The following is a 14,355-nucleotide window of genomic DNA, read 5'->3' as shown; positions in this document are numbered from 1 at the left end:
ATAATGACGCGTCCCACCTGCTCAGGACGCGATGACGATCGATCCTACTCGGAAGGCCCGCGACCGAGCACCCGGTTTCCCGGTACTCTGGAACCACCGCTGGAGGAGACAATGCGCCTGGCCCTGAACGTCATCTGGCTAGTCTTCGGCGGCCTCTGGTTGGCCCTCGGCTACCTGCTCGCGGCGCTTATCTGCTTCCTGCTCATCGTCACGATCCCCTTCGGATTCGCTGCGTTGCGCATCGCATCCTATGCGCTGTGGCCGTTCGGTCGGACCATCATCGACAAGCCCGGCGCCGGTACCGGCGCGCTGATCGGGAATGTGATCTGGCTGGTGTTCTGCGGGATCTGGCTCGCAATCGGGCACCTGGTGAGCGCGGTGGCGATGGCGCTGACAATCATCGGTATTCCGCTGGCGCTGGCCAACCTCAAGCTGATCCCGGTGTCGCTGGTGCCGCTGGGCAAGGAAATCGTTCCCGTCGGGCAGGCGCACCACACCGGGTCGCTGCCGTCGTACCGCTGACCGCCGCCCGTGTAGGTCCCGCCGCGAGCCGGCCGTCTGTTGGCGCTTTCACTCCGGCCCCATCGGCATCTGTGAGCCGTCACTCGGCGGCCGATTCGATGTGAGTTCGGTCACATAACGGATTGATCACAGCCCGGCAACGGCTCGATGTCGGGGTCTGGTGACCTGCACAGACGACGAGCCCTCCTGGTGTTTTCCCCAACGGCAAAAAACGAAACGCCGAAATCGACAAAAAATGACTGTGCTGCGATCACCCGCTACCGTCGTCCCGAGCTTGCCGAATCTGTTTGAGCGGCGGGCCTTCTCGCCTATAGCGCCGAGCTCCATCCGATAGGCGGGGACACACCGACCCGTGGATGGAGACGGGGGACCCACTGGTCCGCCGAAATTGGACCGGGAGCCGTCCGCGGCTCCTTGGGGTGAAGTCATCGCTGCGTTTGTGGATGCGGCGTGGCCGGGCAACCTCTCCAGCCCGAACCCGACAGCTGACCTCGTGGGCGCATCAAGAGAGGACGTCTTCGGCGTATGAGCGGACGGCATCGTAAGCCCACCACTTCGAACATCAGTGTCGCCAAACTCGCATTCACCGGTGCTGTGCTCGGTGGCGGTGGCGTCGCACTTGCGGGTCACGCGTCCGCGGCTACCAACGAGCAATGGGACGCTGTCGCCGGCTGCGAGTCCGGCGGTAACTGGGCCATCAACACCGGCAACGGGTACCACGGCGGACTGCAGTTCTCGTCGGGCACCTGGGCCGCGCACGGCGGCGGCGAGTTCGCCCCGTCCGCTAACCAGGCCACTCGCGATCAGCAGATCGCCGTCGCCGAGCGGGTTCTTGCCACCCAGGGCCGCGGCGCCTGGCCGGTGTGCGGCCACGGACTCGGGGCCGCGACGCCGCGCAACGTCGTCGCCGATGCGCCCGCACCGGACGCACCACCACCGCCTGCGCCAGACGCACCACCGCCGCCCCCACCAGACGCCCCCCCGCCACCACCGCCTGCCGAGCCGGCCGCATTCGACCCTCCCCCGCCGCCTCCGCCCGCTGACCCCGCGCCACCGGCACCGCCGGCCGATCCGGCACCGGTCGAGCCGGCTGCCTTCGAAGCGCCCGCGCCGCCACCGCCCGCCGACCCCGCGCCACCGGCACCGCCGGCCGATCCGGCACCGGTCGAGCCGGCCGCTGTCGACGCCCCGCCACCGGCACCGGCCGACGCCGCGGCACCGGCCGACGCACCCGCACCGCCCCCGCCCGCGGACGAACCGTTGGACGTCCACCAGGCCACCGAAGTGGCGCACTGGACCTTCGCCAACGACCCGGCACCGGTCCTGCCGACCGTTCCGGGGCTGCCGAACGTTCCGGGGCTACCGAATGTCCAGGGACTACCGACGGATCCGGCCGCCGCGGGGACCGCGATACACGACCTTCAGGTGCCGCAGCAGCTCGCACCCTTGCTCGATCCGGCGAACTTGCCCACCAATGGCTTGCCCACCAACGGGCTCCCCACTAACGGCCTGCCGACCAATGGGCTGCCGACCAATGGGCTGCCGCAGAACGTGGACCCGAGCTACGTCAAAGACCTGCTCAAAGCCATCCAGTCGCAAAGCGTGAGCGGCAACACGGCTTTGTCCGCGCTCGCCTAAACGGCGCGGGCAACGGCCGCCTAGCGGTTGACCACCGTGACGGGATGCAGATACGGCAACTCGTCGGCGGGCAGCGGGAAGACCACGTCGCCATAGGGAGACAGTGCGCCTGTCCGATCGGTTGCCAGTTCACTCACTGCGTGGTCGTCCGGGTTGGTCGTCGGCCAGCCCTTGTCGACGTAGCGGGTCTTCTGCGCCTTGTTGTCAGCGTTGTCAGCCACGCGCCTATTCTGACAGGTCCTGCGCGCTCATGAAGCCTGGGCTGTCCGATCGGTATGACGCCGTCGCCTCGGAAGTCCCACTCGCCCGGCTGCTTTACGCTGGTCAGCAATGACTGAACACACCCCGGGCATCCCGCTGGGGTCCTGGCTGGCCGATTTGCCCGACGAGCGGCTGATCCGTCTGCTGGAGCTGCGACCCGACCTTGCCCAGCCGCCGCCGGGCAGCATTGCGGCCCTCGCGGCCCGCGCCCAGGCCCGCCAGTCGGTCAAGGCTGCCACCGACGAACTGGACTTTCTGCGGCTCGCCGTGATCGACGCGCTGCTGGTACTGCACGCCGATACCGCGCCGGTCCCCGTCGCCAAGCTGCTCGCACTGACCGGCGATCGAGCACCCGAAGCCGAGGTGCTCGGCGCCCTCGACGACCTCAAGGAACGCGCCCTGGTCTGGGGTGACATTTCGCTGCGAGTCGCCCCCGATGCCGGGGCCGGGCTGTCGTGGCATCCCGGACAAGTGACCCTGGAAGACGCCTCGCAGAGCGCCGAGCAGATCGCCGAGTTGATCGACGGCCTCGACGACCCGCAGCGCGAGCTGCTGGACAAGCTGCTGGAAGGCTCGCCGCTGGGGCGCACCCGCGACGCCGCACCCGGGGCCCCAGCGGATCGCCCCGTGCCACAACTGCTCGCGGTGGGACTGCTGCGGCGAATCGACGCGGACACGGTGATCCTGCCGCGCCATGTCGGGCAGGTGCTACGCGGCGAGGAACCCGGGCCGGCGCAGCTGGCCGCGCCGGATCCGGTGGTCGCCACCACCACGGCCGCCGACGCCGATGCCGTAGCGGCCGGCGCGGCCATCGACCTGCTACGCGAACTCGACGTGTTGCTCGAAACACTGGGCGCGGCACCGATTTCCGAGCTGCGCAGCGGCGGCTTAGGGGTGCGCGAGGTCAGGCGGCTGGCGAAGGTGACCGGCATCGACGAGGCCCGGCTGGGCCTGATCCTCGAGCTGGCGTCCGCCGCGGGCCTGATCGCCGGCGGCCTCCCCGACCCGCAACCGGCCGGGGGTGAGGCGCCCTACTGGGCGCCGACCGTGGCCGCCGACCGGTTCGCCGAGGCGTCGCCCGCCGACCGCTGGTATCTGCTGGCCAGCACCTGGCTGGATCTGCCGGCCCGTCCGGCGCTGATCGGGTCCCGCGGGCCTGACGCCAAACCCTATGCTGCGCTGTCGGATTCGCTGTACTCGACGGCGGCCCCGCTGGACCGCCGGCTGCTGCTGGGCATGCTGGCCGAGCTGCCACCCGGCGCGGGAGTGAACAAGAACACCGCGTCGGCGGCGCTGATCTGGCGGCGGCCGCGCTGGACCAAGCGGCTGCAGCCGGCGCCAGTGGCAGACCTGCTGGAAGAGGCACACTTGGTCGGATTGGTGGGCCGCGGATCGATCAGCACGCCCGGCCGCGCGTTGGTTGACGACGGCCTGAAAGGTGCAGACGCCGATGTCGTCGCCGCAATGGAACGCGCCTTGCCCGCGCCGATCGATCACTTCCTGGTGCAGGCCGATCTGACCGTCGTGGTTCCTGGGCCACTGGAACGCCATCTCGCCGAGGAGCTTTCAGCGGTGGCGACCGTCGAGTCCGCGGGCACGGCGATGGTGTACCGCGTCAGCGAACAGTCCATCCGACATGCCTTGGATATCGGCAAAACCGCCGACGCCTTGCACACGCTGTTCGACCGGCACTCCAAAACGACTGTGCCACAAGGGCTTACCTACCTAATCGACGACGTTGCGCGCCGGCACGGGCAATTGCGGATCGGCATGGCCGCATCGTTCGTGCGATGCGAAGACCCGACGCTGCTTGCCCAGGCGGTGGCCTCCGCCGAGGCCGGCGCGCTGGGCCTGCGTGCGCTCGCGCCGACGGTGGCGATATCCCAGGCGCCGATCAGCGAAGTGCTCGCGGCGTTGCAGGACGCCGGTTTCGCCCCGGCCGCCGAGGACTCCACCGGCACCATCGTCGACATCCGGGCCCGCGGCGCGCGGGTACCCACGCCGCAGCGGCGTCGACCGCACCGATCGATTCCGCGCCCGAGCGCCGAAAGCCTGAGCGCCGTCGTCGGGGTGCTCCGCAAGGTGACCACCGCACCGTTCGGCAGTATCCGGATTGACCCGGCGGTGGCCATGTCGCTGCTGCAGCGCGCCGCCCAGCGGCAGGACACCGTGGTGATCGGATACGTCGATGCCGCGGGGGTGGCCACCCAGCGCGTGGTGTCGCCGATCACCGTGGCCGGCGGGCAGCTGGTGGCGTTCGATTCCGCCTCCGGGCGCGCACGTGAGTTCGCCGTGCACCGCATCACCTCGGTCATGTCGGAGGACGCCGGATAATGGAGTTCTATGACTGACGGGCCGTTGATCGTGCAGTCCGACAAGACGGTGCTGCTCGAGGTTGACCATGAGCTGGCGGGTGCTGCGCGGGCGGTGATCGCGCCGTTCGCCGAACTCGAGCGCGCACCCGAGCACGTGCACACCTACCGCATCACGCCTTTGGCGTTGTGGAATGCGCGCGCCGCGGGCCATGACGCCGAGCAAGTGGTCGACGCGTTGGTCAGCTTCTCGCGCTATGCCGTCCCGCAGCCGCTGCTGGTCGACATCGTCGACACCATGGCGCGCTACGGGCGGCTGCAGTTGGTCAAGAACCCGGCCCACGGCCTGACACTGGTCAGCCTGGACCGCGCCGTGCTCGAAGAGGTGTTGCGCCACAAGAAGATCGCGCCGATGCTGGGTGCGCGGATCGACGATGACACCGTCATCGTGCACCCCAGTGAACGGGGCAGGGTCAAACAGATGCTGCTCAAGATCGGCTGGCCCGCTGAGGATCTGGCCGGATATGTCGACGGCGAGGCACATCCGATCAGCCTCAAGCAGGACGGCTGGCATCTGCGCGACTATCAGGAGATGGCCGCCGAGTCGTTCTGGGCCGGCGGATCGGGCGTGGTGGTGCTGCCGTGTGGAGCGGGCAAGACATTGGTCGGCGCGGCGGCCATGGCGAAAGCCAGTGCGACGACTCTGATTCTGGTCACCAACACCGTCGCCGGCCGGCAATGGAAACGTGAATTGATCGCCCGCACCTCGCTGACCGACGAGGAGATCGGCGAATACTCCGGGGAGCGCAAGGAAATCCGGCCGGTCACCATCGCCACCTATCAAGTGATCACCCGTCGCACCAAGGGCGAGTACCGCCACCTGGAACTGTTCGACAGCCGCGACTGGGGGTTGATCGTCTACGACGAGGTGCACCTGCTGCCGGCGCCGGTGTTCCGGATGACCGCCGATCTGCAGTCTCGACGACGGCTAGGGTTGACGGCGACGCTGATCCGCGAGGACGGCCGCGAGGGCGACGTGTTCTCGCTGATCGGCCCGAAACGCTATGACGCGCCGTGGAAAGACATTGAGGCGCAGGGCTGGATCGCGCCGGCGGAGTGCATCGAGGTACGGGTCACGCTGACCGACAGCGAGCGGATGACGTATGCCACCGCCGAACCCGAGGAGCGCTATCGGCTCTGCTCGACGGCGCATTCGAAGATCGCGGTGGTCAAGTCGATCCTGAGCCACCACCCCGGCGAGCAGACGCTGGTGATCGGCGCCTACCTCGATCAGCTCGACGAGCTCGGAGCCGTGCTGGATGCCCCGGTCCTCCAGGGGTCCACCAAGACCGCCGAGCGCGAGGCGCTGTTCGACGCCTTCCGACGTGGTGAGATCAGCACCCTGGTGGTGTCCAAGGTAGCCAACTTCTCCATCGACCTGCCGGAAGCCGCTGTGGCGGTGCAGGTTTCCGGGACATTCGGCTCACGGCAGGAGGAGGCGCAGCGGCTGGGCCGGCTGCTGCGGCCCAAGGCCGACGGCGGCGGGGCGGTGTTCTATTCGGTGGTGGCCCGCGACAGCCAAGATGCCGAGTACGCCGCGCACCGGCAGCGGTTTCTGGCCGAGCAAGGCTACGGCTACGTGATCCGCGACGCCGACGACCTGCTGGGCCCGGCGATCTAGAGCGACAGGATCGTCGCCGACGCGGTCCCCGGGGCGCCGTACACCTGCGCCAGGCCGACGCGCGGATTGCCGGGCACCTGACGCTCGCCCGCTTCGCCGCGCAGCTGGCGCACCAGCTCGTGCATCTGCCGCAGCCCCGATGCGCCGATCGGCTCGCCGTTGGCGATCAGCCCGCCGTCGGTATTGACCGGCATCGAGCCGTGAATCTCGGTGGCGCCGTCGGCCACCAGCTTCTCCTGCTCGCCGTCGGCGCACAGGCCCGTCTCGGCCATGTGGATGACCTCATTGCCGGCGTCGGTGTCCTGCAGTTGGGCGACGTCGACGTCCTCGGGCCCGATGCCCGCGGCCTCGTAGGCCGCCTTGGATGCATACACCGTCGGCGAGACGTCCTCGTCCAGCGGGGCGAAGGTGGCGTGCACCTCGTAAGCGCCGTACCGGCGGGTGCGGATCTCACACGCGCGCACATACACGGGCTTGTCGGTGTACTTGTGCGCCATGTCAGCACGGCACATCACCACCGCGGCCGCACCCTCGTCGGGGGCGCAGAACATGTACTGCGTCAGCGGGTAATTCAGCACCGCCGAGTTGAGGATCTGATCTTCCGGAATTGGCTTGCGGCGGAACGCATTCGGGTTTAGCGCGCCGTTGCGGAAATTCTTGGCGGCGACCTTGGCCAGGGTGGCCTGGGAGATGTTGTGGTCGTGTAAGTACTTGTTGGCCTTCATTCCGAAAAATTTGGTGGTGACGAACTGCCCGTTCTGCGCGTACCACTGCGGCAGCGCCAGCTTGGCGGGGTCGTCGGTGAAGGCACCGCGGGGGTGCTTGTCCATCCCGATGGCGATGCCGATGTCGTACTTGCCCAATCGGATGGTGTCGGCGGTCTGCTGAATCGCGCTGGCCGCGGTGGCGCAGGCGTTGAAGACGTTGGTGAAGGTGATGCCGGTCAGCCCGACCAGCCGGGTCACCGCGTCGGGGTTGGACACTTCGTGGCTGCCGCCGAACCCGAACTGGATGTCCTTCCAGTCCACGCCGGCGTCGGTCAACGCGGATTGGATGGCCTCCGCGCCCATCTCCATCGCGGTCTTCTCGAACCTGCCGAACGGATGCAGGCCCACGCCGATGATGGCTACATCGTTACTCATGTTGCTCATCTCGCAGCTCCTCCTCAGACGGGCTGGAACGCGAACGTGACGATCTCGTTGCCGTCAGCGTCGGTGGTAAACGGCACCATGGTGAGCTCGACCGGCTGGCCGAACTTCAGCTTGGCCGGGTCGTTCTCGGTCAGCCGGCCCTCGACTCGGATCACATCACCGAGCTGAACCAGCCCCACGCCGAACGGCACGAAATCGTCGCCGGTCGGGCCGGCGTAGGGAGCGCCGGGCGGGAAACCCTGGGTGGTCCACGCCACCAGGGTTCCGCTGCGCGGCAGCAACAACTCGCTCATCTCGCCGCCACTGCAGCGCGGGCACCGCCGCTGCACGGGGAAGGTGGTGGCGCCGCACTCGCCGCATCGACTGCCGATCAGCTGCGGGCTGTCGTCGGGCCACGTCGAAATGTCGGGGGCAAGAGCTTTCTGCATCGGGCGATCCTCCTGCGATCATCCACAGCCAGCGACCAGAACATTGCTCACTGAACCGTATAACAGCCTTGTAGAAAAGTGGAAATCCCATTCTCAAAGCAAGCACACGGCAGCCCTGGACTAGGTTGGCCACCATGGCGGTCACCGTGTTACTCGAACTCAGGTTCAAGCCCGACGAGGTCGCCGCGGGGCGCGAACTCATGGGCCGGGCACTGCAAGACACCCGGGCATTCGACGGGAACCTGCGGACCGACGTGCTCGTCGACGAGGACGACGAAGCGCACTGGATCATCTACGAGCTGTGGGATTCGGTTGAGCACGACGAGGCCTACCGCAGGTTTCGCGCCGGCGAAGGCAAGGTGACGCAGCTGCCGCCGCTGCTGGCCGCGCCTCCGGTCAAGACGCGGTACAGCACCACCGACGTCTAGCTGAATGCGGGAATCACTTCTCGTTCGAACAGCTCGATCCCCGAACGGTCGTAGGCGGCCTCCGGGAAATTACAGATCACGTACTCGCAGCCCAGGCCGCGCAGCTGTTGCAGCCGTTCGATCACCTGTTCCGCGGTGCCGGCCGCCGACTCGGGCCCGGTGGTGCCGCTGACCATCGCGTCGGCCGCGGATTCCGGTATGTAGCCGGCGAGCCGGTCGCGGATGCGGTCCAACCGGTCTTTCACGTCGGCCTCCGAGGTGCCGACGACGGCGTTGACGTTGACCGAGCGCACGATCGCGTCGTAGTCGGTGCCCACGTCGCGGCAATGTCCCGCAAGCACTTCGGACTTGTGAGCAAATCCGGCAGGTTCGGGAGTGAAGTTGGTGTACTGCGCGTATTTCGCGGCGATGCGCAAGGTCACCTTCTCGCCGCCGCCGGCGATCCACAGCGGAATCCCATTGTCTTGCAAGGGCTTCGGAGCCACGATCGCGCCGTCGACCTGGTAATGCTTACCGTCGAAGCTGACCTTGCCGTCGCGCCAGGCGTCGCGCATGATCTGCACGCCTTCGTCCAACCGCCCCAGCCGCACCCCCGCCGACGGGAATCCGTAACCGTAAGCGCGCCATTCGTGTTCATACCAGCCGCCACCGATACCCATCTGGATACGGCCACCGGAGATGATGTCGGCGGTGGCGGCAACCTTGGCCAGGTAGACCGGATTGCGGTAGCTCATCGCCGTGCACATCTGGCCGAGCTTGATCCGCGACGTGGTCGCCCCGTAGGCCGACATCAGCGACCACGCCTCGTGGGTGGCTTCGCTGGTCGGCATCGGCACGGTGTGGAAGTGGTCGTAGACCCACAGCGAGTCCCACGCGCCGTCGTCGGCGTGGGTGGCCAGGTCGCGCATCACCGCCCAGTGCTTGGCGGGGTCAATCCCGACCAGATCCAGGCGCCAGCCTTGCGGAATGAAGAGTCCGAATCGCATAGTTTGGGACTCTAGCCCGGCGACTATTAGTCGATTCCGAGGGCGGCCAGTGCTCCCTCGACAACCGCTCGCCGCAATGTGTCGTAGGGCGTGTCCGGGAATTGCAGACAGCAGTCCTGCAGACCGCCGAACGCGATAACCGCGCGTGTCGACTGCGCCAGCGTGGGACGCCGACCGAAAACCAGCTTCCCCAGCCGGTCGCGCCATGCAAGTAGCTGGTCGATCAAGCCGAGATCGGCCAGCGTGGTCAACTCGGTAACCACCAACACCAGATCGCCGCGGTGCTCAAAGTGAAAGTCGAAATACCCCTCCAGCAATTCACGTGGGGTCGCATCGCGGGTGTTTTCGTGGTTGGCGATGAACCGCTCGCCCTCGTCGATCAATGGCTGCACGATGCTGCGAACCAAGTCCTCACGCGACGCGAAGTGGTAGTACAGCGCCGGCTTGGTGAGTCCGAGCTTGTCGGCGATGTCCTGCAAGCTGGTGCGCTGCACACCTTGCTGCTTGAACAGTTCGCGGGCGACATCCTGGATGCGCTCGCGCGTGTCCGAGCGGGGCCTGCTCATCCTGCGAGTTTATCTGACTTACCGATAGGTAAGTGTGATGGTAAGCTTACCGATCGTTAAGTAAGCAGGGAGGTGCGCGATGCGGATCCTCATCTCCGGTGCCAGCATTGCCGGGCCGGTGCTGTCCTACTGGCTGACGCGGTCCGGTTTCGACGTCACCGTCGTCGAGCGCGCGCCAACGTTACGCAAGACCGGTGGCCATGCCGTCGATCTATTCCGACCGTCGATGGAGATCTCGTCGAAGATGGGCGTCCTGCCCCGCATCGAGGAGCTCGCAACCGGAACAGACGCGCTGACGCTGCACCGCAAGGGCCGGCGAGCGGCACGCATCGATCTCACCAAGATCGTGGCCGCCGCGTCCGATCAGCACGTGGAGATCATGCGCGACGACCTCAGCGAGATCTACTATGACGCCGGCCGCGACCACGTCGAGTATCTGTTCGGCGACTCGATCACTGTCATCGCCGACGACGGCGACGTGACATTCGAGAACGCAGCACCCCGAAGGTTCGACGTTGTCGTTGGCGCCGACGGGCTGCACTCCAACGTTCGGCGCCTGGTCTTCGGCGACGAGGCCGGGCTAACCAGGTTCATCGGCGGCTATCTGGCGGTTCTGTCGGCGCCGAAATCGCTCTCGGTCGACGGCGAGATGGTCGTTCACTTCGGCGCCGGCCGCCTCGCCGGGATCTACAGCGCACAACACCTGGACGACGCGCGCGCATTGTTCATGTTCCGCAGCAAGGAGGAACTTCAGTACCATCACCGAGATGTGTTGCGGCAGAAGCAATTACTCGGCGACGTGTTCGCTGGGATGGACTCGGAGGTGGACCGGTGGCTGGATGAGCTCGACCACACGCCGTCGTTTTACTTCGACTCAATCACCCAGTTGCAACTCGACAGCTGGTCCAGTGGGCGCGTCACGCTGGTCGGCGACGCCGGGTACTGCCCCGGACCCGCGGTGGGTGGCAGTACCAGCCTCGCGGTCGTGGGCGCGTACGTGTTGGCCGGCGAACTGGCCCGCGCACATGGCGATTACCCGGCGGCGTTCTCAGCCTACGAATCCACGATGCGTGAACCCGTGCTGCGCAGTCGCGCCTTTGCGCGCGGGGCGGCCAAAAGCCTCGTTCCCTCGTCCCGTGCCGCGGCTTGGGCAATGAGCCAGGCCGTCCAGTTGGTCTCGTTGCTGCCGGCATCGCTCACCCGGGCGGTCGCGAAGTTCAACACCAAGGGTGTGCGGATGCACGACTCGATGCGGGTGCCCGATTACTCCGCGGTTTGGCAACATAGCCAACATGAAGCTTGATCTTTTAGGTTCGAAGCAAACTCTCTTCCGGCTGTTTTACCGCCTTGGCTTCACGCCCTGGGACAACCACCCGCTGGCGCAGAGTCTGCGAAACCTGATCGAAGGCAACGGATCACCTGCACTTCCAGCGGGCAATGCGCTCGACGTCGGATGCGGCACCGGAGACTCGTCGATCTATCTGACCCAACACGGCTGGCACGTCACCGGCGTCGACTTCACGCCGGAGGCGCTGGAGAAGGCGCGCGCCAAGGCCCGCGCCGCGAATGCCGACGTCAACTTCGTGCACGCCGACGTCAGGCACCTGAGTGCGGCCGGAATCAACGGGCCCTTCCAGGCGATCGTGGACAACGGCTGCTTCCACGGCATGAGCAACGGCGATCGTGACCTTTACGTCCAGGAGATCAGCGCGGCGGCCGCCCCGGGCGCGCGGCTGCTCATGATCGCTTTCAAACCCGCGGGCCGTTTCGGACCTGCGGGAGTCGATCAAGCCGAGATCGAGCGCCGATTCACGCCCACCTGGGCGCTGCTGTCGGCGACTGACGAACCGCGGTGGACAGCTGAGAACCGGTTCGCGGCGCGATTCACCGCGCGCAGCTACATGTTACAGCGCCAGAATTGACGCACTGGTCCGCGAAAACCGGTCGCGGGAGGTGACACCCCTTGCGTGGCCTCTGTTTGAGACGGACCCGGGAGAACTTCCGGACCTCCGCAACGGGTCATCACGAGATCGGGCAGCACTAAGCCGATGCACGGGTCAGTCAGATCTACATTGGCACCAGGAAACTGATGGAGTCTACCGTCGAGTGATGGCATCTCGAAACATGTTGTTCCGCGCGATGTACCGAGTCGGTTTCACACCGTGGGATGGCCATCCGCTGGCGAAAAGTCTGCACGACCTCGTCGAAGGCAACGGCTCGCCCGCCCTGCCGGCCGCCACCGCACTCGACGTCGGGTGCGGTACCGGCGACGCGTCCATCTATTTGGCGCAGCACGGGTGGCAGGTCACCGGTGTGGACTTCGTGCCGAGGGCGCTGGCCAAGGCGCGCGCCAAGGCGCAAGCCCGCCAAGCCTCGGTCAACTTCGTTCAGGCCGATGTCACCCACCTCAGCTCGGCCGGTGTGGGGACCGGCTTTACGTTGATCGTCGACAACGGCTGCTTACATAACCTGACTGACGAGGACCGTGACGCGTATGTCCGCGAGGTTACCGCGGTGGCAGCGCCGGACGCGCGGCTGTTGATTGGCGGGCTTGATCCCGGTGAGCAATTTGGTGTCCGCGGCATCACTCGGGCCGAAATCGAACGCCGCTTCACTCCCGCGTGGACGCTGCTGTCCGCTGGCGACGCACCGGAAATGGCCCGCTTCGGCAACGGCCACTACTCCCTCTTACAGCCCCGCCAGTAAGCCAGCAGACGCAGAATCGCACCCACGCTCGGCGTGCCTATCCGATTCCGCTTCTGCTCGCTGGGATTACGACGTCAACGAGTCCGGCGGCAGGAAACGGTCACCGTACTTGGCTGCCAGCTCGCGAGCCCGCGAGACGAAGGCGTCCTTACCCGTGCCGTGCGCGCCCTGGTAGCCGACGATGTACTGCGCACTGCCACCGGTCCATGGCGGGAAGCCGATGCCCATGATCGACCCGATGTTGGCGTCCGCGGTAGAGGTCAGCACGTTTTCGTCAAGGCACTTCTGGGTTTCCAGCGCCTCGGCGAACAGCATCCGGTCGATCATGTCCTGCAGCGGCGGCTCCGACGCGCCGGATTTGAACGTCTCCCGCAGACCCGGCCAGAGCTGAGTGCGCTTGCCGTCGACGTATTCGTAAAAGCCGGCACCCTTCAGGCGGCTGGGCCGGCCGATCTCGATCATCTTCTCGACGACGGCTTCCGCCGGGTGCGGCTCATACTTGCCGCCGGCGTCCTCAATGCCCTTGCGGCTGGCGAGGGCGATCTTGTGCATCAGCTCCAGGTTGAGCTCGTCGGAGAGCTGCAGCGGCGGCGCCGGGTAGCCGGCCTGCGAACCGGCGTGCTCGATGCTGGCGGGCTCCACGCCCTCGCCCAACATCGCCAACGCCTCGTTCACGAACGTGCCAATGACGCGGCTGGTGAAGAAACCGCGGCTGTCGTTGACGACGATCGGGGTCTTACCGATGGCCAGCGTGTAGTCGAACACGCGGGCCAGCGCCTCGTCAGAAGTCTTCTCGCCCTTGATGATTTCGACCAGCGGCATCTTGTCGACCGGCGAGAAGAAATGGATCCCGATGAAGTCCTCCTGCCGCTTCACGCCGGTCGCCAGACCGGTGATCGGCAGCGTCGAGGTGTTCGACCCGAGCAGCGCGTTGGGCTCGACGACGTCCTCGATCTCCTGGAACACCTTGTGCTTGAGGTCCTGGTTCTCGAACACCGCCTCGATCACGAAGTCGACACCCTTGAAGTCGGCGGGGTCGGCGGACGGGGTGATGCGGTCCAGCAGCGCCTTGCTCTTCTCCTCGGTGGTCTTGCCACGCTGAAGTGCCTTGGCCTCAAGCTTTTCCGAGTAGCCCTTGCCCTTCTCCGCGGCCTCCAGGCTGACGTCCTTGAGCACCACGTCGAAGCCGGCCTTGGCCGATACGTACGCGATGCCGGCGCCCATCATGCCCGCGCCCAGCACACCGATCTTGTGGATCTTGACGGGCTCGATGCCGTCGGGGCGTGAGCCACCGCCGTTGATGTGCTGCAGGTCGAAGAAGAACGCCTGAATCATGTTCTTGGCGACCTGGCCGGTGACCAGAGAAGTGAAGTAGCGGCTCTCGATCCGGCTGGCGGTGTCGAAGTCCACCTGCGCGCCCTCGACGGCCGCGTCCAGGATCGCCCGCGGCGCAGGCATCGGCGCACCCTTGAGCTGCTTTTTCAGCAGCGCCGGGAATGACGGCAGGATACCGGCCAGCGCCGGGCTGGCCGGAGTACCGCCAGGCATCTTGTAGCCCTTGGCATCCCACGGCTGAGTGTGCGAGTCGGGGTTGGCCTTGATCCACGCCTTGGCGGCGGGCACCAGTTCGTCGACCGAGCCGACGAGCTCGTCGACGAGCCCGATCTCCTTGGCCT

At 66.6% G+C, this 14,355-nt stretch carries 14 protein-coding genes and 1 riboswitch; of the genes, 8 read left to right on the top strand and 6 right to left on the bottom strand.

What is annotated here, in order from left to right; genetic code table 11:
* Positions 1–111 precede the first annotated feature (111 nt).
* Positions 112–522 carry a YccF domain-containing protein gene (locus VKI00_RS16770; RefSeq protein WP_324439279.1) on the top strand — a complete coding sequence of 137 codons (411 nt, stop codon included), beginning with the start codon at positions 112–114 and terminating at the stop codon, positions 520–522.
* A 333-nt stretch (positions 523–855) separates the two neighbouring features.
* Positions 856–1,038, top strand: a riboswitch (cyclic di-AMP (ydaO/yuaA leader).
* Between the two features lie 9 nt (positions 1,039–1,047).
* Positions 1,048–2,160, top strand: coding sequence for a transglycosylase family protein (locus VKI00_RS16765; RefSeq protein ID WP_324439277.1), 1,113 nt, complete (start codon positions 1,048–1,050; stop codon positions 2,158–2,160).
* A gap of 20 nt (positions 2,161–2,180) precedes the next feature.
* Here the strand turns inward: VKI00_RS16765 and VKI00_RS16760 are convergent, their stop codons facing one another.
* Positions 2,181–2,381 (bottom strand): hypothetical protein, encoded by a 201-nt coding sequence (locus VKI00_RS16760; protein WP_324439275.1) that lies wholly within the window; start codon positions 2,379–2,381, stop codon positions 2,181–2,183.
* 109 nt (positions 2,382–2,490) lie between these two features.
* On the opposite strand from VKI00_RS16760, the gene VKI00_RS16755 reads away from it, so the two are divergent.
* Complete coding sequence (locus tag VKI00_RS16755; RefSeq protein WP_324439273.1) at positions 2,491–4,755, top strand: helicase-associated domain-containing protein; 2,265 nt, start codon at positions 2,491–2,493, stop codon at positions 4,753–4,755.
* A 9-nt stretch (positions 4,756–4,764) separates the two neighbouring features.
* Positions 4,765–6,414, top strand: a complete 1,650-nt coding sequence (locus VKI00_RS16750) for a DNA repair helicase XPB (protein ID WP_324439271.1) — start codon at positions 4,765–4,767, stop codon at positions 6,412–6,414.
* Here the strand turns inward: VKI00_RS16750 and VKI00_RS16745 are convergent.
* Both VKI00_RS16745 and VKI00_RS16740 read right to left on the bottom strand, forming a co-directional pair.
* Entirely contained in the window at positions 6,411–7,556 is a 1,146-nt protein-coding gene (locus VKI00_RS16745; RefSeq protein ID WP_324439310.1) for a thiolase family protein, read from the bottom strand. The genes VKI00_RS16750 and VKI00_RS16745 overlap by 4 nt on opposite strands.
* A 23-nt stretch (positions 7,557–7,579) precedes the next feature.
* Positions 7,580–7,993, bottom strand: coding sequence for a Zn-ribbon domain-containing OB-fold protein (locus tag VKI00_RS16740; RefSeq protein WP_324439269.1), 414 nt, complete (start codon positions 7,991–7,993; stop codon positions 7,580–7,582).
* Between the two features lie 134 nt (positions 7,994–8,127).
* On the opposite strand from VKI00_RS16740, the gene VKI00_RS16735 reads away from it, so the two are divergent.
* Positions 8,128–8,421, top strand: coding sequence for a putative quinol monooxygenase (locus VKI00_RS16735; RefSeq protein WP_324439267.1), 294 nt, complete (start codon positions 8,128–8,130; stop codon positions 8,419–8,421).
* Here VKI00_RS16735 and VKI00_RS16730 read toward each other — a convergent pair.
* Both VKI00_RS16730 and VKI00_RS16725 read right to left on the bottom strand, forming a co-directional pair.
* Entirely contained in the window at positions 8,418–9,407 is a 990-nt protein-coding gene (locus VKI00_RS16730) for an LLM class F420-dependent oxidoreductase (RefSeq protein WP_324439265.1), read from the bottom strand. The genes VKI00_RS16735 and VKI00_RS16730 overlap by 4 nt on opposite strands.
* Before the next feature lie 26 nt (positions 9,408–9,433).
* Entirely contained in the window at positions 9,434–9,973 is a 540-nt protein-coding gene (locus VKI00_RS16725) for a TetR/AcrR family transcriptional regulator (protein WP_324439263.1), read from the bottom strand.
* A gap of 79 nt (positions 9,974–10,052) precedes the next feature.
* On the opposite strand from VKI00_RS16725, the gene VKI00_RS16720 reads away from it, so the two are divergent.
* From VKI00_RS16720 to VKI00_RS16710, 3 genes are all read left to right on the top strand, one after another.
* Complete coding sequence (locus VKI00_RS16720) at positions 10,053–11,276, top strand: FAD-dependent monooxygenase (RefSeq protein ID WP_324439261.1); 1,224 nt, start codon at positions 10,053–10,055, stop codon at positions 11,274–11,276.
* A complete protein-coding gene (locus VKI00_RS16715) occupies positions 11,266–11,895 on the top strand; it encodes a class I SAM-dependent methyltransferase (RefSeq protein WP_324439259.1) in 630 nt (209 codons plus the stop codon). The genes VKI00_RS16720 and VKI00_RS16715 overlap by 11 nt, the downstream gene beginning before the upstream one ends.
* Positions 11,896–12,082: 187 nt before the next feature.
* Positions 12,083–12,679 carry a class I SAM-dependent methyltransferase gene (locus VKI00_RS16710; RefSeq protein WP_324439258.1) on the top strand — a complete coding sequence of 199 codons (597 nt, stop codon included), beginning with the start codon at positions 12,083–12,085 and terminating at the stop codon, positions 12,677–12,679.
* 66 nt (positions 12,680–12,745) lie between these two features.
* Here VKI00_RS16710 and VKI00_RS16705 read toward each other — a convergent pair.
* Positions 12,746–14,355, bottom strand: a 1,610-nt coding sequence (locus tag VKI00_RS16705; protein ID WP_324439256.1) for a 3-hydroxyacyl-CoA dehydrogenase family protein, incomplete at its 5' end; no start/stop codon positions are given.

The organism is Mycobacterium sp. (assembly GCF_035314665.1).
Taxonomy (GTDB): Bacteria; Actinomycetota; Actinomycetes; order Mycobacteriales; family Mycobacteriaceae; genus Mycobacterium.
This window is presented reverse-complemented; position numbering and strand designations above follow the sequence as displayed.

What these genes read in the sequence shown, in the direction of transcription:
- VKI00_RS16770 (WP_324439279.1), top strand. Translation starts at nt 112, where the DNA reads ATGCGCCTGGCCCTGAACGTCATCTGGCTAGTCTTCGGCGGCCTCTGG.
- VKI00_RS16765 (WP_324439277.1), top strand. Translation starts at nt 1,048, where the DNA reads ATGAGCGGACGGCATCGTAAGCCCACCACTTCGAACATCAGTGTCGCC.
- VKI00_RS16755 (WP_324439273.1), top strand. Translation starts at nt 2,491, where the DNA reads ATGACTGAACACACCCCGGGCATCCCGCTGGGGTCCTGGCTGGCCGAT.
- VKI00_RS16750 (WP_324439271.1), top strand. Translation starts at nt 4,765, where the DNA reads ATGACTGACGGGCCGTTGATCGTGCAGTCCGACAAGACGGTGCTGCTC.
- VKI00_RS16745 (WP_324439310.1), bottom strand. Translation starts at nt 7,556, where the DNA reads ATGAGTAACGATGTAGCCATCATCGGCGTGGGCCTGCATCCGTTCGGC.
- VKI00_RS16740 (WP_324439269.1), bottom strand. Translation starts at nt 7,993, where the DNA reads ATGCAGAAAGCTCTTGCCCCCGACATTTCGACGTGGCCCGACGACAGC.
- VKI00_RS16735 (WP_324439267.1), top strand. Translation starts at nt 8,128, where the DNA reads ATGGCGGTCACCGTGTTACTCGAACTCAGGTTCAAGCCCGACGAGGTC.
- VKI00_RS16730 (WP_324439265.1), bottom strand. Translation starts at nt 9,407, where the DNA reads ATGCGATTCGGACTCTTCATTCCGCAAGGCTGGCGCCTGGATCTGGTC.
- VKI00_RS16725 (WP_324439263.1), bottom strand. Translation starts at nt 9,973, where the DNA reads ATGAGCAGGCCCCGCTCGGACACGCGCGAGCGCATCCAGGATGTCGCC.
- VKI00_RS16720 (WP_324439261.1), top strand. Translation starts at nt 10,053, where the DNA reads ATGCGGATCCTCATCTCCGGTGCCAGCATTGCCGGGCCGGTGCTGTCC.
- VKI00_RS16715 (WP_324439259.1), top strand. Translation starts at nt 11,266, where the DNA reads ATGAAGCTTGATCTTTTAGGTTCGAAGCAAACTCTCTTCCGGCTGTTT.
- VKI00_RS16710 (WP_324439258.1), top strand. Translation starts at nt 12,083, where the DNA reads ATGGCATCTCGAAACATGTTGTTCCGCGCGATGTACCGAGTCGGTTTC.